21 protein-coding genes, 1 tRNA gene and 1 rRNA gene are annotated in these 21624 nt (G+C 65.7%); 12 read left to right on the top strand and 11 right to left on the bottom strand.

Translation table 11 applies throughout. The features are described from left to right. Positions 1–188: 188 nt before the first annotated feature. Positions 189–791 carry an NADPH-dependent FMN reductase gene (locus tag AC5RTY_RS16365; RefSeq protein ID WP_494023383.1) on the top strand — a complete coding sequence of 201 codons (603 nt, stop codon included), beginning with the start codon at positions 189–191 and terminating at the stop codon, positions 789–791. Positions 792–915: 124 nt separating this feature from the next. Here the strand turns inward: AC5RTY_RS16365 and AC5RTY_RS16360 are convergent, their stop codons facing one another. Next, complete coding sequence (locus tag AC5RTY_RS16360) at positions 916–1401, bottom strand: general stress protein (RefSeq protein WP_494023382.1); 486 nt, start codon at positions 1399–1401, stop codon at positions 916–918. 96 nt (positions 1402–1497) lie between these two features. On the opposite strand from AC5RTY_RS16360, the gene AC5RTY_RS16355 reads away from it, so the two are divergent. From AC5RTY_RS16355 to AC5RTY_RS16345, 3 genes are all read left to right on the top strand, one after another. Then, complete coding sequence (locus tag AC5RTY_RS16355) at positions 1498–1725, top strand: hypothetical protein (protein WP_494023381.1); 228 nt, start codon at positions 1498–1500, stop codon at positions 1723–1725. A gap of 11 nt (positions 1726–1736) precedes the next feature. Continuing rightward, complete coding sequence (locus AC5RTY_RS16350; protein WP_494023380.1) at positions 1737–2033, top strand: MarR family winged helix-turn-helix transcriptional regulator; 297 nt, start codon at positions 1737–1739, stop codon at positions 2031–2033. A 134-nt stretch (positions 2034–2167) separates the two neighbouring features. Continuing rightward, positions 2168–3772 (top strand): phospholipase D family protein, encoded by a 1605-nt coding sequence (locus AC5RTY_RS16345; protein WP_494073357.1) that lies wholly within the window; start codon positions 2168–2170, stop codon positions 3770–3772. 78 nt (positions 3773–3850) lie between these two features. On the opposite strand, the gene AC5RTY_RS16340 is transcribed toward AC5RTY_RS16345, so the two are convergent. Beyond that, positions 3851–4876 carry a GmrSD restriction endonuclease domain-containing protein gene (locus tag AC5RTY_RS16340; RefSeq protein WP_494073356.1) on the bottom strand — a complete coding sequence of 342 codons (1026 nt, stop codon included), beginning with the start codon at positions 4874–4876 and terminating at the stop codon, positions 3851–3853. Between the two features lie 913 nt (positions 4877–5789). Here AC5RTY_RS16340 and AC5RTY_RS16335 point away from each other — a divergent pair. Next, a complete protein-coding gene (locus AC5RTY_RS16335; protein ID WP_494073355.1) occupies positions 5790–5978 on the top strand; it encodes a hypothetical protein in 189 nt (62 codons plus the stop codon). A 109-nt stretch (positions 5979–6087) separates the two neighbouring features. On the opposite strand, the gene AC5RTY_RS16330 is transcribed toward AC5RTY_RS16335, so the two are convergent. Together AC5RTY_RS16330 and AC5RTY_RS16325 are read right to left on the bottom strand one after the other, a co-directional pair. Then, the gene (locus AC5RTY_RS16330; protein WP_494139940.1) at positions 6088–6399 is read right to left on the bottom strand and encodes a hypothetical protein; all 312 of its coding nucleotides are present in this window, start codon (positions 6397–6399) and stop codon (positions 6088–6090) included. A gap of 1252 nt (positions 6400–7651) precedes the next feature. Beyond that, complete coding sequence (locus AC5RTY_RS16325; RefSeq protein WP_494139939.1) at positions 7652–8611, bottom strand: neutral zinc metallopeptidase; 960 nt, start codon at positions 8609–8611, stop codon at positions 7652–7654. Between the two features lie 569 nt (positions 8612–9180). Between AC5RTY_RS16325 and AC5RTY_RS16320 the strand changes: the two genes are divergently transcribed. From AC5RTY_RS16320 to AC5RTY_RS16310, 3 genes are all read left to right on the top strand, one after another. Beyond that, positions 9181–9327 (top strand): helix-turn-helix domain-containing protein, encoded by a 147-nt coding sequence (locus AC5RTY_RS16320; protein WP_494139938.1) that lies wholly within the window; start codon positions 9181–9183, stop codon positions 9325–9327. Positions 9328–9435: 108 nt separating this feature from the next. Continuing rightward, on the top strand, positions 9436–9765 hold the full coding sequence (locus AC5RTY_RS16315) for a hypothetical protein (RefSeq protein ID WP_494139937.1): 330 nt from the start codon (positions 9436–9438) through the stop codon (positions 9763–9765). A gap of 505 nt (positions 9766–10270) precedes the next feature. After that, entirely contained in the window at positions 10271–11491 is a 1221-nt protein-coding gene (locus AC5RTY_RS16310) for a S1C family serine protease (protein ID WP_494139936.1), read from the top strand. On the opposite strand, the gene AC5RTY_RS16305 is transcribed toward AC5RTY_RS16310, so the two are convergent. From AC5RTY_RS16305 to AC5RTY_RS16295, 3 genes are all read right to left on the bottom strand, one after another. Beyond that, positions 11445–11999, bottom strand: a complete 555-nt coding sequence (locus AC5RTY_RS16305; RefSeq protein WP_494139935.1) for a phage integrase central domain-containing protein — start codon at positions 11997–11999, stop codon at positions 11445–11447. The two genes, AC5RTY_RS16310 and AC5RTY_RS16305, sit on opposite strands and share 47 nt — an antisense overlap. A 504-nt stretch (positions 12000–12503) precedes the next feature. Beyond that, a tRNA-Thr gene (locus AC5RTY_RS16300) sits at positions 12504–12580 on the bottom strand. Between the two features lie 124 nt (positions 12581–12704). Then, positions 12705–13577 carry a DsbA family protein gene (locus tag AC5RTY_RS16295; protein WP_494139934.1) on the bottom strand — a complete coding sequence of 291 codons (873 nt, stop codon included), beginning with the start codon at positions 13575–13577 and terminating at the stop codon, positions 12705–12707. Positions 13578–13786: 209 nt separating this feature from the next. On the opposite strand from AC5RTY_RS16295, the gene otsA reads away from it, so the two are divergent. The 4 genes from otsA to AC5RTY_RS16275 all read left to right on the top strand — a co-directional run bounded on the left by otsA (position 13787) and on the right by AC5RTY_RS16275 (position 18850). After that, positions 13787–15229, top strand: a complete 1443-nt coding sequence (gene otsA / locus AC5RTY_RS16290) for an alpha,alpha-trehalose-phosphate synthase (UDP-forming) (RefSeq protein ID WP_494014723.1) — start codon at positions 13787–13789, stop codon at positions 15227–15229. Further along, a complete protein-coding gene (gene otsB / locus AC5RTY_RS16285) occupies positions 15222–16124 on the top strand; it encodes a trehalose-phosphatase (protein WP_494139933.1) in 903 nt (300 codons plus the stop codon). The genes otsA and otsB overlap by 8 nt, the downstream gene beginning before the upstream one ends. Positions 16125–16332: 208 nt before the next feature. Further along, positions 16333–17487 (top strand): ABC transporter ATP-binding protein, encoded by a 1155-nt coding sequence (locus AC5RTY_RS16280; RefSeq protein WP_494001859.1) that lies wholly within the window; start codon positions 16333–16335, stop codon positions 17485–17487. A gap of 25 nt (positions 17488–17512) precedes the next feature. Continuing rightward, positions 17513–18850, top strand: a complete 1338-nt coding sequence (locus tag AC5RTY_RS16275; protein ID WP_494139932.1) for a DUF4032 domain-containing protein — start codon at positions 17513–17515, stop codon at positions 18848–18850. 6 nt (positions 18851–18856) lie between these two features. Here AC5RTY_RS16275 and AC5RTY_RS16270 read toward each other — a convergent pair whose 3' ends face one another. From AC5RTY_RS16270 to rrf, 4 genes are all read right to left on the bottom strand, one after another. After that, positions 18857–19477 carry a class I SAM-dependent methyltransferase gene (locus AC5RTY_RS16270; RefSeq protein ID WP_494139931.1) on the bottom strand — a complete coding sequence of 207 codons (621 nt, stop codon included), beginning with the start codon at positions 19475–19477 and terminating at the stop codon, positions 18857–18859. Between the two features lie 56 nt (positions 19478–19533). After that, positions 19534–20970, bottom strand: coding sequence for an FAD-binding oxidoreductase (locus AC5RTY_RS16265; RefSeq protein ID WP_494139930.1), 1437 nt, complete (start codon positions 20968–20970; stop codon positions 19534–19536). After that, positions 20967–21452 (bottom strand): SRPBCC domain-containing protein, encoded by a 486-nt coding sequence (locus AC5RTY_RS16260; protein ID WP_494139929.1) that lies wholly within the window; start codon positions 21450–21452, stop codon positions 20967–20969. The genes AC5RTY_RS16265 and AC5RTY_RS16260 overlap by 4 nt, the downstream gene beginning before the upstream one ends. A gap of 92 nt (positions 21453–21544) precedes the next feature. Then, positions 21545–21624, bottom strand: a 5S ribosomal RNA gene (rrf, locus tag AC5RTY_RS16255); the annotation flags it as partial.

Genomic DNA, 21624 nt, shown 5'->3' with positions numbered 1-21624 from the left:
CATCATCCGGGCTCCGCCGGGAAAGGTGCGGAGGATCCTGCCGATCATAGTGCCGCTCCGTCCGCTGCTCTGGCGGCGTGCGGCACGTCGTGCTAGTACGGGAGTGGCCTGACATTCGCCGGGCCGGGTCACGTCCGGGCCTCAGGAAGAATGCCGGCTCCGGCCGGCTGACTGGAAGGAAAACCGTCATGCCCAACTATCGGATCGGATATTTCGTCGGGAGCCTGGCCAGCGGCTCCATCAACCGGACCCTCTCGAAGGCGCTGATTAAGCTCGCCCCGGAGGGTATGGAGTTCAACGAGATCCCCATCCGGGACCTCCCCCTCTACAACTCGGATTACGACGCCGACTACCCGGCCGAGGGCCGGGCACTGAAGGAAGCGGTGGAGGGCTCCGACGGCATCCTTTTCATCTCGCCCGAATACAACCGGTCCATCCCCGGAGCCTTGAAGAACGCCATCGACTGGGGGTCCCGCCCATGGGGGACCAACTCCTTCGCCCGCAAGCCCACCGGCATCATCGGCGCTTCCCCGGGAGGCATCGGCACCGCCGTCATGCAGTCGAGCATGCGCAGCGTTCTCAGCTTCCTGGACGCCCCGCAGCTCAACGCCCCCGAGGCCTACATCAGCTTCAAGCCGGACATCTACGGCGACGACGGCGAGGTCAGGGACGAGTCCACGCAGGCCTTCCTGCGCCACTACATGGAGGAGTACTCCGCCTTCGTCCAGCGTGTCCTTGACGCGAACGCCGCCGGACACATTGGAGACGAGGACCCTGAATCCCGCAAGTGACGCCACAACGGTGGTGGATGCGGTCGTTCCGCTAGCCACGGGTCAGAGGTGGGTTCGACGAGGGTGAACCGCTCCCGGGGCCCTCCCTCGGTTTACCGGAAGGGACGCCCGCCCCTCGGGCAGGCTACCGGTTGGCGATGGCAGCCGCCGTGGCGAAGTAGTCGGCGTCGACCATGACGGCGTAGCGCTCAGCTTCGAGGGACTTGACCGACTTGAAGTCCCGGCGTCCGCCGGTGCCCCAATGCCCGATAAAACCGAAAACGGCCCCCCATACGGCTGCGATGACGACGCTTCCCAGCAGTACGCTCAGCCAGACAATGCCGGGGACGAAGAGCCCGAACAGAAGTCCGATGAGCAGGCCGAACCAGGCGCCGCCCGCAGCTCCGGCCAGCGCGGCCTTGCCCTTGGTCATCCGGCCCGTAACCTGCTCCACGCTGCTGATGCCGAGGCCGACAATGCGCACGTGCTCCACCGGGAACTTCTCATCCGAGAGGCGGTCCACCAGGCGCTGCGCCTGCAGGTAGTCCTTGAACTCGGCGAGCACGGCTGAGGTTCCCTGAGCCGCCGGACCGGAAACAGTCGACTGATGCTGGAATGATGTGGTGGTCATGTTCCTACCTCCAATGGTGTTGTCTTTGTGGACACAGCAAGTTTAGCAAATTTAGTTAGGTTAGCCGAACCGAATCTTTCTCCGTAGGCTTCTCCCATGACCGATACAGCGACACAAGCGGGCGACGGCGACAGGCCGACATCAGGAGTGCAGGTCCGTCACGGCTTCGCCCTGACGCTCCAGTGGGCCAGCAGGAAAAAAATCCGACACTTCGTCTTCGGCCCCGCAGCCGCTGACCTCTCACCAACCGATACGGCGCTGCTGGAATACCTCACCGGGAACGGCCCAATGCGCCTTTCGGACCTGGCCGCACAGTGGGGGTGAATAAATCGACCATGAACCCGCAAGTCCGCCGGCTTGAAGGCAGAGGACTGATCGATCGCCAACCTGACCCCGCGGATCGCCGCGCCACCCTTCTTGGCACATCAGCCAGGGGAATCGAACTGCAAAGGCAAATCGGCGAGGCCGGCGCGGCGGCCTTCGACGAAATCCTTTCCACGTGGTCGCCTGAAGACCGGGAAATCCTCGGCGCAATGCTGGTCCGCTTTGCCAAAGAACTTTCCGCAGCCACGCCCCGGCTTTTTCAATACGGCTCACCCGGGGCTTCCCTGCCCGAGTCCACCCGGGAATGACCCGGGAAGCACTCCCGCTGAGAGTACCCGTCGCAAGTCATTGCAGCTGCTAGGCCGAGCCCGGTGTGGCATCCCGGACCCGGTCCGGGGGACTGTGCATTGCCGGTGCCGGGGCGGGCGGGCATGATGCTGAGATGAGGCTGGCGGGAGAAGCGACCGGCTCTTCTCTCGAACACTGGCTGTTGTCGGGGGCCGAGCGGGGCAACGACGCTACACAGCTGCTCCCATGGACGGCCGGCAACGAGGTGCGCGTGCTTGTGCACGGCCGGGAGTATTTCCCGCTCCTGGCCGCTGAGCTGCATGCCACGGGGCCGGGGGACCTGGTCCTCATTACCGGGTGGCGGATGGACGCCGACGAGCTGCTCACCGCCGGCCTAACCGTGGCGGAAGCGCTGAGCCGCAGCGCGCGGCGCGGAGCCACGGTCAAGGGGCTCCTGTGGCGATCCCATCCCTCCTGGATAGTGGGCACGCTGGGACAGAACCGGGAGTTGGCCGCCGCCATCAACGCCTCGGGTGCCGAGATGCTGCTCGACCACCGCGTTCGCAGATTCGGCAGTCACCACCAGAAATTCGTGGTCATCCGGCGCGCGGCCCATCCTTCCACCGACGTCGCCTTCGTGGGCGGGATGGATTTGGCCCGGTCCCGCGGCGACGACGAGACCCATCGAGGGGACCCGCAGCCCCGCAGGTTTGCCCGCGCCTACGGACCGACTCCGGCATGGCACGACGTGCAGCTGCTGCTGCGCGGACCGGTCGTCCTTGAGGTGGAAAAGGTGTTTCGCGAGCGCTGGGACGACCCCGCACCAATGACACGCTTGCCAAGGCACCGGCTGCCAGACATGATCCGCGGCCTCCTGCAGCAGGCCTCCCCCTTGCCTCCCCCGCGGCCGGCACCGCCTGCCGCGGGTGACTGCGAGGTGCAGTTGCTGCGCACCTACCCCAAACGCTCTCCGGGCTACCCGTTCGCACCCGGCGGCGAGCGCAGCGTGGCCCGCGATTACGCCAAGGCGCTGCGGCGAGCACGACAGTTGGTGTACGTGGAGGACCAATATCTGTGGTCAGCCGACGTCGGCCGGGTCTTCGCGGAAGCCCTGCACCGCCATCCCGGCCTCCATGTCATCGCAGTCTGCCCCCGCTTCCCTGACCAGGAGGGCAGGCTCAAGGTTCCACCGGCGCTGTTCGGTCAGGGTTTGTCCTGGCGCATGGTGCACGACGCCGGAGGCGACCGGCTGCTGATGCTGGACATCGAAAACGGGCGGGGCTGGCCAATCTACGTCCACTCGAAAGTCTGCGTGGTCGACGACGTCTGGGCCGCCGTGGGCAGCGCCAACCTGAACCGGCGATCCTGGAGCCACGATTCCGAACTCACGGCCGCCGTGCTCGACGAACAGCGCGACCCGAGGCCACCGGCAGACCCGGCAAAACTCGGTGACGGCGCCCGCCCGTTCGCCCGTGACCTGCGCCTGCGGCTACTCTGCGAACATCTGGGACGCGTCCCCGGCGATAATGCTGACCTCCTCGATCCCCGCGAGGCTGTACGCGCCGTCCGCTCAAGCGCCGACGAGCTCGATGCCTGGCATCGTGCAGGTCGTTTGCTGCCGCGGCCGCAAGGACGGCTGCGCTCCCATAGCCCGGCGGAGGGATCCCCTTGGCAGCGCCGGTTGGCAGCCCCGGCCTACCGGCTCCTCTTCGACCCGGACGGCCGCCCCCTCCGGATGAGACTGCGGCGCCGTTACTGACCGTCATGCCACCGCTGCGGCGCCGGCCCCTCGTGGAAACCATGTCTCGGGGGATTCAACCGCGCTCGTTAGCTCTCGTCAGCTCTCGCAGCCGACGCCGTCGCCGTCCCGGTCGAATTTGGTGTCCCAGCCGGGGTCGCCCGCCCGGATCGGGGCCGCGCCGGCTTCCTTCACGGCGGTGCAGTTCTTGTAGAACACGTTCCCGCCGGCTGGCGCCTCCTGGACAGGCGCCGGTGCAGGCTGTTGGTTTGGGGCTGGAGCGGGCTTGGGTGCCGCCGGCGCGGCTGCCACTGGCTCGTCCACTCCCCCGTCGGCCGGGACCGGTTGGTCCGGGCAGGACGTGGAGAGGATGTTCTTGATGGCGTCGTGCTCGGCCTGGGTCATCCAGAGTCCGTACTTGGCTTTAACGGCGGTCTGCAGGGCCACGTACTCGCAGCGGAACGCCTTGTTCGGCGGCAGCCAGGTCGCAGCATCGCCGTCGGACTTGGAGCCGTTGGCGGGTCCGTCGACCGCCAGCAGGTTCAGCGGATCGTTGGCGAAGACTTCGCGCTGATTCTGGGCCAGCTGCTGGGCACCCTTCTGCCAGGCGTCCGAGAGGGCGACGACGTGGTCGATCTGGACGGCGGTGCTGGTCTTGTTGCCGCGGACGAAGTCGATGGTCGTGGCGGTGAAGGGATCGGCCAGCACCCCTGAGGTGACCACACAGCCGCCGGCCTTGAGAACCGTGTAGTCCAGATCGCGCTGGAGGATGTCATTGCGCGCGTCGCAGCCGTTACGGTCCGGATCCAGCCAGCCGTCACCGAACTGGTCGCGCGAGTATCCGGTCTTCGGGGCGCGGCCCTTGATCGCGATGCTTTCCAGTTGTTCCAGGGCGGTGCCGGCGCCGGCAGGCTCTTCCCCCGGTTCCTGCGCCGGCGGGGCCTTGGGCTCCTCCGTCTTCTCGGCGGGTTCCGGGGTTTCGGGAACCCGGGTCGGTTCGGGGCTGTCGGTCACCTCGATGGTCGGGGCGACCAGGGGCTGGTCCGCTTCGGCGGGCGAGGCGCAGCCGGACAGCAGGATGGCCAGCGCCAAGCCGGCAAGTGCGAGGGGTTTCTTCTTCTCCATGTCCATTCATGTCTACGGCAGACGCCTCATCCCGTCCGGATGGACACGCCGTAGCGGCAGGCATATGAAGGTGGAGCAGAGCGGGGGAAATCACTGGTCGATCAATATTTCGCGGTGGGGAACAAGCCGCAGACAAGGATCGGTTCCGCGGTTCAGAGGCTCCGGAGCGGGCAGGGGGCAAACAACCGTGAGCACCATGGAAGCTGCTTCAACCCGCCGGTTCCATGCTCCCGTTTATCGCGGTCCCCTGGTGTGACGTCCTGGGCCGCGACGGAACCTCGGCCGGGTCAGCCGCCGGGCGGGCCGCAGCCGCACTGTCGCCGCGGTTACTCCACCGACACCCGCCGGCGCTGGCAGGAGAGGATTCCCGGCCCCTTCCGGGACTACCTTCTTCCTGGCCCGGCGGGCAGCTGCCAGGCCGGATGGGGAGCGGCGGTGCGGCGCAACGGGTCGGCCTTCCCGTCGATTCGGCACAAGCACCAGCACCATAAAAGGGGCAAAGGCGAGCACGAGGTCGATAACGAAAAGGGTGACTTCCATGGCCAACTCCTACCCTTGGCTCTTAGGGTAGGCGCCGATTGGCGGGCACACAATGGGTTGAGGTGCTGGCCCGGGGATCGGTGACGGCAGAGCCTCGCGCCGCCCCAATTTAGAGCCAATCCTGCGACGGCGGATGGTCACAGTGACGCCTTTCCTGACCCCTCACATCCTTCGCCCCTCGCCCCTCAGTTCTCAGCTCCCAGCCCTCAGCCCTCAGCCCTCAGCCCTCAGCCCGTGCCATATGATGATCCGCTCCTTGCCTCCTGTGGACCCGAATCCGTGCCGGTCCCGGCAACGCCGCTGGAAATCTCCGATCCTGTCAGAGGCCGGTGTTAGGTTGGCAGCAACCTCAGATGGAGAGAAGGAGGACGAGATGGCCACGACACATTCCCGCGGCATCGGAATCGACTTCATGGATCCCAACTCGTGCGGCCGCTGCGACGCCTGCGACGTACTGCCCGCACCGGTGATCTGCGAGGACTGCTGCTATGACGAGGAGGGCAACTTCGTCCGGCTCGTTGAATGGCCCTGCCCCGAGGTGAAAGCCGTCAAGGCAGCCTAGGGACAGCCCCGTTGGCAGGGCTCGTGACCCGCTGGAGCCTGTGAGCGTTACCGGCCGATTTCTTCTGCTGCATAGAGAAGCCCCGCACTCGGTGTGCGGGGCTTCTCTGCTAAAGGAAGGAAACGCTGTGGAGCGCCATCCACACCAGCGCACCAAAGACGGCTGCGGCGAGGATGGGCAGCATGGCGATGACGATTGCCCAGACTCCGGGCTTCCTGCCCGCATTCTTCGAGAGCGCCACGAGGCCGGCGATCAGTCCTGCCAGCAACGGCAGCAACGACGCCCACATGAGCACCCAGATCGTCGGCAACAGCAGGCCGGCCAGGAAGAGTGCCAGGCCCAGGAGAGACAGGATCAGTGCAATCCAGCCCGTTGTGGCGGGAGAGTTGGCTGCAGGTGCGGAAACGCGTTCAGTCTGCATGATGGGTCCAATCTGCCGGAGGATCAATCTAAGAAGAGACGGCAATAACGGCGCGTTTCAAGAACACTGTCGAATATGGCTCCCTGCTCTGAAACAATGCAGCCTCCCAGCCCAGGAAGTAGGAACCCGCTTATGTCAGTGGTTCGGCATAGCTGCCCAAACCTTCTCTGACCCTGCTGATCAGGGGCGTAACAGCAGGTTCTTGTGCAGCTGCCGCCAACTTCCCTCAAGCTCCTTGGTCGCGTCATAGCCGTCGAGAACCAGCTTCGCCTGCAGCTCAGTAAAGCCTTGGCTCCAGCACCGTCACGACCGGACATCCACCAGACTCTTGGCCTGCCTCCTTGATCCCGATGACTACGCACAGGTTGCCGTCTTCGGGGTCGAACGGGATCTTGCATAGAACGAGTAGCGGCCCTCCTCCGCCAACAGTTGCTTTTCGCCCCTGCCGGTGCCCGGAGTGCTGGCGTCGCCGGCGAAATGTGTTAGCTAATGCTGTTGAAGTTTCGGCCGCGGCCGCCACAAACTTCGGATCGTTGCAGCCGGCAACTGCCAGCAGAGCGGCAGGGACTACTGCCAGTCTGGTCATCGTGCGCATCATGTCCCGGTTGCGGAGCAAAAACCTTTCTCCCAAGCTAACCGAGGAATCGTACGCCCAGCAGGGTTCGTACGTTGCGAAGCAATAACGTTCGGACATCGTCACTACCCTCGGTACGAGATGAGCAGTGGGCTGTGAATAGCGGGGCGGCTCCGGCGCGGACCCGATTAGCCGTGACCCGCCACACCGCGAGCCTGTATGCGACTGGGCGAACTCATGAGGAAGACACGAGAAGGTTTGAGGACGGTGCGTTCCGTCATCAAGCGGGGCCGGCCGTGTCTGCCCCCCCCAATGGGAATCACTTTGGCCCCCCTGTCCTGGGGCCTAGGGTTAGCGCATGACGTTGAGCTACCTGCACTTCCGCACCGCGCGGTGCCGATGGCGTCGACGGAAGGTGGATCGTGGTTGAGGACGAGGACTACATCGAGGTCGATGCTGTCGTTGGATAACCAAAGGCGAGCGACTCGCTTACTGGAAGAAGAGCGAGGGCTGGAGTCCTGGCTTCACACCGTTTCTTCGGTTGATAACGACCATTTCCATGGCCGCCCTATGTACGGCGCCCACGATGAACCTAACCGGGCTTGAAAAAGCGGCAGTGCCCGGTCAGGCACCGCCGCGATATGGGTGATGGTGATTAGGCCGGCGGGCCCGGCCATTTTATTGCTGTGCGGGGAGGCATGCCAGCACGCCGCCAGTGCGTCCGACATTGAAGTTCGCAACCCTTTCAAACGAATCACCGTGGTCCTCTGGCTTCGTCCACGGCATGTCGCCGCCAAGCGAACTCAGCGACGTAACGAGTTCTTCCTGATCACCTTCTTCAAAGAGAAGTGTTCCGTCTGCGGCGGCCCCGTACAGGGTCGCTCCGGCCAAGCAGTCAGCCTGCAGCTCGTAAGCCTGGTAGCGGAGGCTGGCGTTGAGCTGGTGCGCGATCGCATGGCCCCATTCGTGAGCAATGACCAGGTAAGGCCAAGCGTCACCGAATTTGAATCCGCGCGCCATGAGCGTAGCGTCCCAGGCCACGAAATGCTCTTGGATGCAGTAGTAGGCATTCTCCGGGCCAAGCGGTTTACCCGAGCAAGTGGGTGCACTGCTTGGGTCCCTGCCGTCGTAGAGTCCCTTGACCGTGGGCGGTTTGTATGTTTCGGTGAACAGCTCGCCCCAATGCGTGCGCCAGAATTGGTCGGTAATCGCTTGGGCCGTTCGAATGTCGGCGATCAGCTCTTCCGACGTGATGGCGCTCGTGCCGTTGCCGGCCTGAGCATCATCTGCGCCGGGAGCATCATTGCCTGATCCGTTCCCGGGCGCAGTTTGACCGCTCTGCGAATCATCGGCGGGCGGCGTCTGGTCACCGGGCCCGTCTTGGGCGCCGTCCTCCCCGGAGTCTCCGGTGGGTGTCTGGTCACCCTGGGGACTGTCGCCGAGCGGCGTCTGTTCTTGGCCTTGCTCGGTAGGCGGATCGCCCCCGTTCGCTCCGGAGTCTTCTGTGGATGCCCCACCGCCTTGGTTGCCGGGCGGGGAACCGGTTTCACCGGAGCTGTTGCACCCGGTAATGGACAGGGCCGCTGCGAGCAGCAAACCTACAAGTACACTCCATCTGTTTTTGGTTTCACCAGTCATGACCTTCCCTCGACTTTTCCAACTGTTATTTCCCTAATCGAGATGGAATTGCGACCGGCTTACCACATCCAGATTAAGGGCACAATGGCCTTCGGAAAGACAATCGATTCAGTCATATTGATAAAGCCGTTCATCAATAAAATGTGGGCTGCCCAGATTCCGTACAAGTTCCTCGCCGCGTTTTGCAGGACTTGGACGCGCGCGAGGACTTCTTCCGCCCTCGGGTGCTGCGCATCGCAGGCTCTCCTACGGCGACACACGCGGATGCGGCCGCTCGTGCTGCACTCGACCTCTCTACTGCCTTGCAGATGTTGACGCCGTTTAGGACAACGTACTGCAGTTGTCTGGACTCATCACCGGAGCCCGGCTGATGCCCCCCGGGCGCGCCTATCTAGCCACCGCTAAAACCCACACGAAGCCAATCTAGGGCATCCGGACCTTTCCAACGCCCGACTTGCACGCGCTGTCGGGATCAGTGAACGCCACCTGACGCTGGTCTTTGCAGAAGCTGAGACCACGCCAGCTGAATTCGTTCTCCATGCCAGGCTGGCCAGGGCTGTGAACTGCTATTGGAGCCAAGGTTCGCTGGTACCCCAATCGCAGGGATCGGCGGCTCCGTCGGCTTCGTTTCCACGGCGCACTTCTCGCGTGCGTTCCGCCAGCACTTCGGCTGCTCGCCCCGGGAGTTGCTACCAACTCGGCTAGGACTTGTCTGATTCGGTCACCGGCTTGCCGGTGTCGGACAAGCAGTGTCCCACGCCGTATCCACAAATGTGAGTGGTTCAACGCAAATTTTGCGTTCCTTCTCAAAGGCCTACGAAACCATGAAAACGACGTCTCGCCGCCTGCTCAGGTTACTAGCCGTCCCGGCACTGGCTCTTTCCCTCGCCCCGTTCGGCGGTTCCGAAGGTCCCGCCGCGACCGGCGCATCGGGCGACACTGCTTCTTCCGTGGATACCGCCGCATTGGGTGCCTTGATCGCGGACTTCCAAGAGCCACTCAAGGAAGAGGTGCCTGCAGCATCCCCCGCCATTGCCAAGGACAAGAGCATCGTCGTCATTCCTTGCACGTACGCTTCGGAGGCTTGCGCTCACCACGTGTTCACCGTGCGCCAGTGCCGGTTCGTCTCGGGCATCGCGGCGGCCTTGACGTAGCCGTGCAGCTTCTCCTTCGCGGCGGCGGCATCCCTAGGGAGCCGGTGCGCAGCAGCAGGCGCAGCTGTTCCTTCACGTTCCAGGCGGTCTGCAGCTTTCCGGTGGGGTCGTCCCTGCGGAAGACATCGAGGCGGTCAAGCCCGGCCTTCGAGAGGGCGTCGCCGGCGCGCAGCAGCAGCTGCCGGTTCGCTCGGACGGTCCACGGCCCGTCCGCGCCGGCCCCGCACCTGCTGGCTCAGGCGCTAGCGGACCTGGGTCAGGCACGCGCCGCTAACTTCAATCCTCTGTGTAAACCTCATAACAAGGCTTAAACCAATAAACTTAAACCAATTATAGTGGTTATTGTTTTAACATGACTAGGCATGATTTGGTTTTGGTGTCCCCAATGCTTCTCGCTCCACCTAAATTCCGTTTCAGAATAGGCAATTTTTGTGTGCGTTGTCTTGTCTTCCTGCTCAAATGCGCGATAATAATCCCAACGACATTATGATCGCCTGGAGGGGCCATGGAGTCATCCAGTAACGGCCGGTCGCTTCGCAGAAATGCTACGGCGTTTGCGGTCACTGCACTGTTAGTGTCAGGGTGCGGCTCAAACAATCCACCTGGTCCGGGCGAAGGTGAGCATGCAGGAGTCAGCCCCGAAGCGGGCTCTACCGAAATCCCGCATCACACCGACGGCGGCCTCAAGATTGGGGACCAACTGCCGGAGGGTGACGAGCATCCGGCCACGCTGACCCCGCAGCAGCTATATGCACTCGGTGAGAAATCCGTATTCTCCATCCAGGGGCGTCGCCCCGACGACTTCACGGGAACAGGCACAGGTTTCCTCGTGGACAAGGAGGGCGCGATGGGTATCACCAATGCGCACGTGGTCCAGGGCCTCGCGGCGATCTCGGGTCGCTTCAATACCGGCGAGAAAACGTCTCTTCACGTGATCGCATCGGACCCGTGCACCGATCTTGCAGTTGTCCATTTCTCATCGGCGCTGCCCAAACAGGCTGAGGCCCTCATCATGGGCAGCTCGGCCGACGTCAAACCGGGCGACATGGTCACCGTGCTTGGTTACCCAGGAACTCTTACCCGTAATCCGGTGGAGCAGAAGCTGGTCATTACCTCTGGTCTGGTCAACGCGACCAAGGTGCCGGCACGGCCGGGCGGCGCGCCCGAGTACAGGGATACGATCCAGCACGGAGCCACGGTCAACTATGGAAACTCAGGTGGTCCGCTGCTCGATCACCACGGCCGCGTCGTCGGCATCAATACGCTGACCAACTTCGGCTCTCAGGACGCGCCGGCGCAGGGCCAGTTCTACTCAATCTCAATCGACTCAGCGAGGAGTGAGATCGTTGATAAGCTGCTCAAGGGCCAGTCCCAGAACGATATGGGATGGGCAGCAGAGGAGTATTATCCGGGGTACTTTTCGGCGCTGGACCCCACAAGGGGACTGGAGTTCGACGCGCAGCTCGCGGCTGAGGGAATCGAGCGCGGTCTCTACGTTAAATCCGTTGCCGCCGGCTCCGGGGCAAGCAAGGCAGGGATCAAGCCGGGCATGCTGATCACCCGAATCCAGAACACGTCCGCATCTACCATCTCAGAGATGTGCGGCATCGCAGAGTCCATCCTCCCCGGTGCCGTTGCCGAGGTCGAAGGCCTCTATCTGCTCGCGGATCCCGAGCGTTTCAACACGACGTTCCACGCGGAGTTCGCCACCCCCGGCGAGCACTAAAGGAAGTGCTGCAATGAAGACTCACCAGGAGCGGTTCCCCGTCCGTCAGTGCCCGGGGCTTACTCTTCGCAGCCTTCGGCAGCTTTGCTGATTTGACCGGATTGGCGCCGACGAGGTCGTCCAGAACCGCGTAGTCGAACGTTTGACTCAGAATCGTCTGGCACAACCGAGCATTGGTATGCCCCTTACCGTTCGAAATGAGGCCAGTCAGGAATTTCCGCACCTCACTGGCGAGGACCTCTGCAATGGGTGCGCTACCGATCCCCGAAATTATGTACGTCCTTGCGTAATAGTCGTAGGCTGCTAGCGTCAGAGCACGGATTTCACCATCCGTCTTGTCGGTGGAAATCGTCCGGTAGGCCGGCCTCCCATTGACGACCGCCTCTACAAGAGGCGCCCCTGCCAAGACCTGTGCCGGTCCTCTGCCATTCTGCAATCCTCGCCCGCAGCCGGGTCGTGGCCTTGCCCTTGGTCGGTGCGGAGGCCTCGAGGGTCCGCGTCTGAGCACTGCTTTCCCGCACGGTCACCCATGCGGTAATCATTGTTGCGAACCGGTTTGAGGGAGACACCGATTTCGCCGTGGCCGCCTACGGGGATGCGTGCCCGCCCCATCAGTCAACCCTCCTGCGGCTGGCGTCAATCCACTGCTGGACTGTGGCGCGCTCGTAGCGGAGGCTGCCGCAGGGAAAATTTGCGAGGGTCTTCGGCGCAAGCTTCAGCCAATGGGCAACTTCGGCCCTTGTCAGGAGCTGCTCGGGCAGGTCGCGGACGAGCGCGCAATTCGTCTCGGATCGTTGCTGGATTCCATGGGTCCTGTTCCACTCGGTCAGCGGGCCTGTAGCTTGCTTTCCGACCATGTGTACGGACCCGTGCGGAAACCTCTCCACTGCGTATCGCGCTCCGTGGGTGAGGCCCGAGCAGCTACAAATTCCAAGATTATCCTTGGATTCCGCTATCCAAAACACAAAGAATCCCCTCTCGACTGGCGTGTGCCTAGTCAGAGAGGGGTTGGTGGAGCCCCCTGCCGGATTCGAACCGGCGACCCCCTGTTTACAAGACAGGTGCTCTGGCCAACTGAGCTAAGGAGGCGTGCTGGCCTGAGGGCCAGCGTGCCGGACAAAACCGGCTAGATAAGGGTAGCCCAGGCGGCGGCCCTGCGTGAAACCGCAGCAGCCGCCGCCCGGATGCCGGCCGGGACAACCCGGCGGATGGCTTAGGCGCGGGCGTCGAGGATGCCCTGGGCGAACTCCTGGAAGTTGCCGGAGTTCGTCCACTTCTGGCCATCAACGTAGACCGCCGGGGTGCCGCCGACCTGGTATTCGTTGAACGTTTGGTTGACGAACGCGGTCCAGGGGCGGAATTCGCCGTCGTCAATGCAGGAGGCGACGTCGGTGGCTCCCGCGCTTTCCGCGATGCTCGTCAGGGTGGCGTTGTCCAGTCCGGCCCCGCCTTCCGTCGGCTGCTGCGCAAAGAGCTGGGTCAGGTAGCCGTTAAAGGCCTCGGGGTGGGAGTCGGCCACGCAGGCCATGGCGTTGGCTGCCCGGGACGAGTAGTTGGTGGTGGACACGCGGTCGAGGAAGGTCGCCACCCGGTACTCCACGGTCGCCTCGCCGGAGGAGGTGAGGTCGGTCAGGTACCCGCCGTACTGTCCTTCGAAGTCCTTGCAGACCGGGCAACCCATGTCCACGTAAACCACGATGTTCGCCGGTTCGCCCTCGGGCGCGGCAGCAACGCCCGCCGGCACGATGGTGTCGCCCTCGGTGGAGGCCGGCTCCGGGATGTTGTTCACGTCGACCTGGATGGGCTCGGTGGCCGCCAGTCCGTCCTGCGTGACGGTGTACCCGCCGAACTCGTTGCCGTGGGCCGGCGCGGCACCGACGTCGGCGACCTGTCCGCGCTGGTTGGACATGACAACCCCGGCGATCACCGCGATGATCACCAGGACAGCGACGACCACCCCGCCCTTGACCAGCAGCGAGTTCCGCTTTTCGCGCTTCTGCTGCTCTTCGCGTATCTGGCGGGCCTTCTCGCGGGCCGCGGCAGTGCGCTCGGCCTTGGTCGACTTAGGGCTGTTTTGGGTAGCCATGGATCCTCGCGTCTTGTTGGTCTGCTTCGCCCAGGCAGGGCACTACAGGTCTAGTTTAGTTGCAACTTCAATGTTCAGGCGGAACGAGTGGCCGCGTTCACGTTTGATGCCTCAGCGCGCTCCGGGGAAGCCTCGGGTTGCCATTCCTTATAAAGTCATGAACAGGACGGTATACACAAAGGAGAGGTCAGTTGGCGAATTCCGCAGAGATGAACGGCGAGGAAGCAGAAGGATCTCAGTTCGGGGAGTACGACCTGATCGTCGTCTCCAACCGCCTGCCGGTGGACCGAGCGCCCGAGGACGACGGTCAGGGTCCCTGGCGGCGCTCGCCCGGCGGGCTGGTCACGGCGCTGGCCCCGGTGATGGCGAAGACCGACGGCGCCTGGGTGGGCTGGCCGGGGGTACCGGACGAGAAAGTGGACCCGTTCGACCACGACAACATGCATCTGGTCCCGGTGACCTTGAGCGCCGACGACGTCGAGTTGTATTACGAAGGCTTCTCCAACGCCACGCTCTGGCCGCTCTACCATGACGTGATCGCCCCGCCGGAGTTCCACCGCGCCTGGTGGGAATGCTACAAAACGGTCAACCGGCGCTTCGCCGAAGCAACTGCGGAGATCGCGGCCGAGGGTGCCACCATCTGGGTCCAGGACTACCAGCTGCAGCTTGTTCCCAAGCTGTTGCGGGAGATGCGCCCGGACCTGAAGATCGGTTTCTTCAACCACATCCCGTTCCCCCCGCTGGAGATCTTCGCCCAGCTGCCGTGGCGCCGGCAGGTGATCGAGGGCCTGCTCGGGGCCGACCTGGTCGGCTTCCAGCGCCCCAGCGACACCAGCAACTTCCTGCGCTGCGTGCGCCGCTTCAGCGGCCTGAATGTGCGCCAGCAGCAGGTGCAGGTGGTCAACAACGACGGCGGCGCCCGCCTTTGCAAGGCCGGCGCCTTCCCGATCTCCATCGATGTGGCCCACATCAGCGAGCTGGCCAACCGGCCGGACGTGATCGCCCGCTCCGAGCAGATCCGGCAGGAGCTGGGCAACCCCGACACCGTCTTGCTGGGCGTGGACCGGCTGGACTACACCAAGGGCATCCGGCACAGGGTCAAGGCCTACGGCGAACTCCTGGAAGACGGCAAGTTGAACGTGGAGAACGCCGTGCTGATCCAGGTGGCCTCGCCCAGCCGCGAGCGCGTCGAGTCCTACCGGCTGCTGCGCGAGGAAATCGAAGGTTCTGTGGGCCGGATCAACGGCACGTTTGACACCCTGGAAAACACCGCCATCCGCTACCTGCACCACAGCTACCCGGTGGAGGAAATGGTGGCGCTCTACCTGGCCGCGGACGTGATGCTGGTGACGGCGCTGCGCGACGGCATGAACCTGGTGGCCAAGGAGTACGTAGCCTCCCGCAAGGGGGTGGACGGGGCGCTGGTGCTCAGCGAATTCGCCGGCGCCGCGGACCAGCTCAAGCAGGCCATCCTGGTCAACCCGCATGACATCGACGGGCTCAAGGATGCCATCATCCGGGCGGTCAACATCCCGCCGGCCGAGGCCACCCGCCGGATGCGGGCGATGCGCCGGCAGATCCTGCAGAACGACGTCGAACACTGGTCGCGCGCGTTCCTGAAGGCCCTGCAACAGCCGCAGGCCGATGACTGAGCGCCGCGACGAGAGGCAGCCGCACCTGCCCGTGAGCCCCGGCGCCGGCAGGGCTGACGCCGGTGTCCCCGGTGTCGGCGCCCCTGACGCCGCCGCGCTTGACCCCGGCGCCCGCGATCTGGTGCCGCTGGAGCTGCGGGAGGCGCTGGAGCGGATCGCCCGCACCGAGACGCTGCTGGTGGCGCTGGACTTCGACGGCGTGCTGGCGCCGATCGTGCCCCGGGCCGAGGACGCCCGCCCCCTGCCGGCCTCGGCAGCCGCCGTGGCCGCGCTGGCGGCACTGCCGGGGACGTCCACCGCCTTCATCTCCGGCCGGGCACTGGCCAGCCTGCGCGCCGTCGCCTCCCCGGACGACCGGACCCTGCTCATCGGCTCGCACGGCGGCGAGGTCTTCACCGGACCGGACAGCCCTCCCCTGGTGCTGGACGGCGCGCAGCAGCAGGCACTGGCGGCGGCCACCGCCGTCGTCGAAAAAGTAGTGGCCGCCCATCCGGGCACCCGGCTGGAAGCCAAGCCGGCCGGCGTCGTGCTCCATACCCGAACCGCCGACGACGCCGTGGCGGCGGCGGCCACCGAGCGCGCCCGCGCCGAGCTCCAGGAGGTCCCCGGGCTCTATCTCAGCGACGGCAAGCGCGTGCTCGAGACGTCGGTGCTCAGCGCCGACAAGGGCCAGGGCCTCGGGCTGCTGCGCTCGTTCACCGGCGCGACCGCCGTGTTCTTCGCCGGCGACGACGTCACCGACGAACACGCCTTCGCCGTGTTGCGGGGCTCCGACGTCGGGGTCAAGGTGGGGCCGGGAGACACCGCCGCGGCGTACCGGGTGGACTCTCCGCAGACGTTCGCGGCCGCGCTGGCGCTGCTGGCCGACCTGCGGGCCGCCGCCCTGCCGGCCTAGCGCGGCAGGGCGGCGACCGGCTGCTGGCTGCCGGGCACTTTTCGTGGAGCGTGTGTCCCCGGTCGCCGCGCCGCAGGGGCTCGTTGACAGCCGTGGCATACTGAGGGCGTGAGCCGCCTCACACCGCCGTGCGGCGGCTCGAAAACTGAACACGCACCCATCACTACGGATCGTCGGGCACGTACCTGCCCGTGAAGGGAAAACAACCATGGCAACGGTAACGTTCGACAATGCCACGCGCTTATATCCGGGCACCGAAAAGCCCGCGGTGGACAGCCTCAAGCTGGAGATCGCCGACGGCGAGTTCCTGGTCCTCGTCGGCCCCTCGGGCTGCGGCAAGTCCACCTCGCTGCGGATGCTGGCCGGCCTCGAAGACGTGAACTCGGGACGGATCCTGATCGGCGACCGCGACGTCACCGACGTACCGCCGAAAGACCGTGACATCGCCATGGTGTTCCAGAACTACGCGTTGTACCCGCACATGTCCGTTGCCGACAATATGGGTTTCGCGCTGAAGATCGCCGGCGTGTCCAAGGAAGAACGCGTCGAGCGGGTCCGCGAGGCGGCCAAGCTGCTGGACCTGGAGGAGTACCTGGACCGCAAGCCCAAGGCGCTCTCCGGCGGCCAGCGCCAGCGCGTGGCGATGGGCCGGGCGATCGTGCGGAATCCGCAGGTTTTCCTGATGGATGAACCGCTGTCCAACCTGGACGCCAAGCTTCGCGTGCAGACCCGCACGCAGATCGCCTCCCTGACCCGCCGGCTGGGCGTCACCACCGTTTACGTCACCCACGACCAGGTGGAAGCCATGACCATGGGCGACCGCGTGGCGGTGCTCAAGGACGGCATCCTGCAGCAGGTGGACACCCCGCGCGCCCTCTACGACCGGCCGGCCAACGTCTTCGTGGCCGGTTTCATTGGCTCGCCGGCCATGAACCTGCTGGAACTGCCGGTGACCGACGGCGGTGTCCAGTTCGGCGGCCTGACATACCCGGTGCCGCGCAACCTGTTGGACGCCGCGCACGGAAACACCGTCACGCTGGGGGTCCGGCCGGAGGACCTGGAGCGCGCCGAGGACGGCCAGGGGCTCGCGGTGTTCGTGGACGTCGTCGAGGAACTTGGCGCCGACGCGTACGTCTACGGGCACACCGAGTTGGACGGCAAACGCTACGACATCACCGGCCGCGTCGACGGACGCACCCCGCCTCCGGCCGGCAGCACCACCTACGTGCGGCCCAAGGAGGGCCACGTGCACCTGTTCGACACCGAGAACGGGCTGCGGCTGGGCGAACATGCCCCCGGCACGCCGCCCGCCTCGGTGGAGGACCTCAATACTCCGATCGAAGCCGGCAAGACAGCCGACTAGGCCCCGCGCCTAGGATGTAGTCATCATGGCTGACCAACATCCCGGCACCGGCGGTCCCGTCCAAGGGACCGCCGGCGCGCCCCTGTCCGGCGGGGCCGCCTCGATAGCGTCGCTGAGCATCACCGCGGCCACCACCGACGAACGGCTGCTGGACCTGCCCTGGCATCTTGCGCTGGAAGACTGGCCGCCGGAAAACCTGGCCGCGCTGCCCCGCGGGCTGTCCCGGCACGTGGTGCGGTTCGCCCCGCTGGGCGCGGGCGTGGTGGCGATCAAGGAGACCGGCGAAGAAGCTGCCCGGCACGAATACCAGATGCTGCGCAAGCTGCAGCGGCTGGCCATCCCCTGCGTGGAACCGGTGGCCGTGATGACCGGGCGGCTGCGCACCGACGGCACTCCCCTGCAACCGGTGCTGGTCACCCGGCATCTTCGTTTCTCGCTGCCGTACCGCGCCTTGTTTTCCCAGACGCTGCGGCGGGAGACGCTAACCCGCCTGATCGACGCGCAGGCGCTGCTCCTGGTGCGCCTGCACCTGGTGGGGTTTTTCTGGGGCGATGTCTCGCTGTCCAACACGCTCTTCCGCCGGGACGCCGGAGCGTTTGCGGCCTACCTGGTGGACGCCGAAACCGGCGAGCTGCACCAGCGGCTCTCCGACGGCCAGCGCGAGCATGACCTCGAGATCGCGCGGGTGAATATCGCCGGCGAGATGATGGACCTCGTCGAGGGCGGCCTGCTCGAGGAAAGAGTGGATCCGGTGGCCACCAGCGAGCGGATTATGGACAGCTACCGCAAGCTGTGGGTGGAGCTGACGGCGGAGGAATCGTTCGACCTGGGTGAGCGGTGGCGGGTCAACGCCCGCATCCGCCGCCTGAACGACTTGGGGTTCGACGTGGAGGAGTTCTCCATCAACACCACCGCAGACGGGGCCACCATCCAGCTCCAACCCAAGGTGGTGGACGCCGGGCACCACCAGCGCCGGCTGCTGCGGCTCACGGGCCTCGACGTGCAGGCGAACCAGGCACGCCGGCTGCTCAATGACCTGGATGCCTACCGGGCGGACAACCAGCCGGAGCAGAGCGAGGAGATCAGCGCCCACAGCTGGGTCCGTCATGTCTTCGAACCTATTGTCCGCGCCATACCGCGTGAACTGGCGGGCAAGCTGGAACCGGCCGAAGTGGTCCATCAGGTGCTCGAGCACCGCTGGTATATCTCCGAAGCGCAGGACCGCAACGTGCCGCTGGCGGAAGCCGTGCAGTCCTACGTCGACACCGTGCTGCGGCACCGCCGCGACGAGGCCGCCATCATGCTCGATCCGGATGCGCGGACCGCCGCCGCCCTGGACGCGGCCGCGACGGACGAAGGCTGACAGCGCTCAGGCAGGCTGCCCTCCGCTCTTGCTGAAGATCGCCACGAGGAAGTCCGACGACGGGGTGAACGGGCGCAGGTCCCAGGTGGCCAACCGCAGGTCGGGGGTCAGGCCCGCCGCTGCGGCGTCGGAGAAGAACTCGTCGAAGTCGTAGCCGCGGCCGGCGCCGAACCCGGTCACGAGCCGGCCGGCGGGAGCCAGGTGGCCGGCCAGGTTGCGCAGCACCCCGCCCGACGTGCCCGGGGCGAGGAAGGTCAGCACGTTGCCGGCGCTGACGATCACGTCGAACGGCTCGGCGACGCCCTGCGCGGGCAGGTCCAGCTCCGCCAGGTCGCCGACCAGCCAGGTACAGTCCGGATGGTCCCTGCGGGCCGCTTCGATCAGCTCGGGATCGATGTCGACGCCGACCACCGAGTGTCCGCGGCGCGCCAGTTCGCCGCCCAGCCGGCCCGGCCCGCAGCCGGCGTCGAGGACCCTGCTGCCGCGCGGCACCATGGCGTCCACCAGCCGGGCCTCACCGTGCAGGTCGGCGCCTTCGGCGCGCATCTGCTCGAAGCGCTGGATGTACCACGCCGAATGGCCAGGGTTCCGGCGCTTCATCTCTTCCCACAGCGTCTCTTTCCTCATGCCACCAGCCTACTGGCGGGCGCGTGGACGGCCGGCATGCGTTCCCCCGCCGCGGCTCACGCCGACGTGGCCTCGGAGATCCGCGCCGGCAACGCTTTGCCGGGATTCAGCAACCCCCGAGGGTCGAACACATCCTTCAGCCGGCGCTGCAGTTCCAGCACCTCGTGGCTCTGTTCGCGCCCCAGCCACCGCACCTTGAACTGGCCGATACCGTGTTCGCCGGTGATCGTGCCGCCCAGCGCCAGCCCGACGTCGATGGACTCGTCCAGCGCCTCGTTGAGCGCCGCCACCTTGGCCACGTCCCCGGGCCCGACCCAGAACGTCGGATGCAGGTTGCCGTCGCCCGCGTGCGCGACCACTTTCAGTCCGACGCCGTGGCGCTCGGCGATTTTCTGCAGTTCGTTGATGTAGTGCACCAGCTGGGACCGGGGAACCGCGACGTCCTCCCCCACCCGGTAGTCATCGTCCACCTCGGCGCCGCGGCTGTGCCGGCGCAGTTCCATCAGCCGGATTGCTTCGGCGGTGTCCGCCGCCTTGATCTCGGCGCCGAGCCCGGTGAGGACCTCGCGGATGATGCCGGCTTCCACCTCTGCCGCATGGCCGTCGGTCTGGATCAGCAGCAGCGCGGCGCCGCGGCTGCGCAGGTTGGACCCCTGTTCCCGGTCCAGCTGCGCCATGGTGTTTGCGTCCAGCAGTTCCATGATCGCCGGCTGCACGCGCGCCCGTCCCACCGCCAGCACCCCGGCGGCGGCAGTTGCCACATCGGGGAAGAACGCCGCCACGGTTTCCAGGGCGGCCGGCAGGTAGCGCAGCCGCAGCGTCGCGCCGACCACCACGCCCAGGGTCCCCTCGGAGCCTACGAACAGTCCGGTCAGGTCGTAACCCGCCACGCCCTTGAACGTCCTGTGGCCGGTGCGGATCAGCGTCCCGTCGGCGAGCACCACGTCAAGGGCCAGCACGGATTCGCGGGTCACCCCGTACTTGGCGCAGCGCAACCCGCCGGCGTTCGTCGCAATGTTCCCGCCGATTGTCGAGCTGCGGTAGCTGGCCGGGTCCGGCGCGTACATCAGCCCGTACTCGGCGACGGCGGCATTCAGGTCGGCGTTGATCACGCCCGGTTCCACGCGCGCGATCTCGTCTTCCGGATGGATCTCCAGGATCCGGTCCATGGCCGCGAGGCTCAGCACCAGGCAGCCCCTGGACGCGTGCGCGCCACCGGAGACCCCCGTGCCCGCCCCGCGGCACACCACGGGCACTCCCGCAGCCTGCGCGGACCGCATCACTGCCTGCACGTCCTCCGCACTCTGCGCGCGGACGACGGCGATGGGCAGCTGGTGGTCGAGGACCGGGCCTTGGTCGGTGGCGCAGGCAGCCAAGTCCGTGGGGTCGGTGCTGACCGATCCCGCAGGCAGGGCACGCTGAAGTTCCTTCAGAAAAGAATCCGTCACGCTTTCGGGGCCTCCGGTGGTCGTTCCGTTGCTGTTGCTGGTCACGCAGTCCCTCCCATGAACCGGACGTAGCGGCCGAGCACCTGCGGCCATCCGTCGGCATAGGCGGCCCGCTCTCGCCAGCCCTCGGGCATGTTCTCCCAGCCGGAGTGGGTCAGGCGCAGTTCCGTGCGGCCATCGCCAACGTCTACGAATTCGACGTCGACTTCCCCCGACGCCGCGGGGCTCGTGCCCGGATGCCAGGTGCAGCGCAAATGGCTGCCGGGAGTCCATTCCAGGATCTCGCCCCAGACATGAACCTCATCATCCAGCGTCGTTTCTGTCAGGACATGGTCCTCGAACTCCACGTGGCTGCCCTCGCCCGCCACACTTTGGCGGTCCACCGGCCACCAGAGATGGATGAGATCGGTGAAGCCGCTGAAAGCCTCCTGGCTTTCCCGCGGCACGGTGACGCGGCAGTGCATTGGATCACCGCTCTTGGAGGGTTCAGGCTCTTGCTGCGCGTGGGAGAACAGGGACGAATTCATAGCCCCAGCCTAGTCGGGGCGTGGGGTGGTTGGTGGTTAAACGCGGGAAGGCCCCGCCATCGTTGGCGGGGCCTTCCCGGTGTTCAAAGAATGTCCGGCGGCGACCTACTCTCCCACACCCTCCCGAGTGCAGTACCATCGGCGCTGTGGGCCTTAGCTTCCGGGTTCGGAA

It is taken from the genome of Arthrobacter sp. Y3224055, assembly GCF_059090825.1.
The sequence above is the reverse complement of the archived record's forward strand: the minus strand, read 5'-3'. Positions and strand labels throughout refer to the sequence as shown.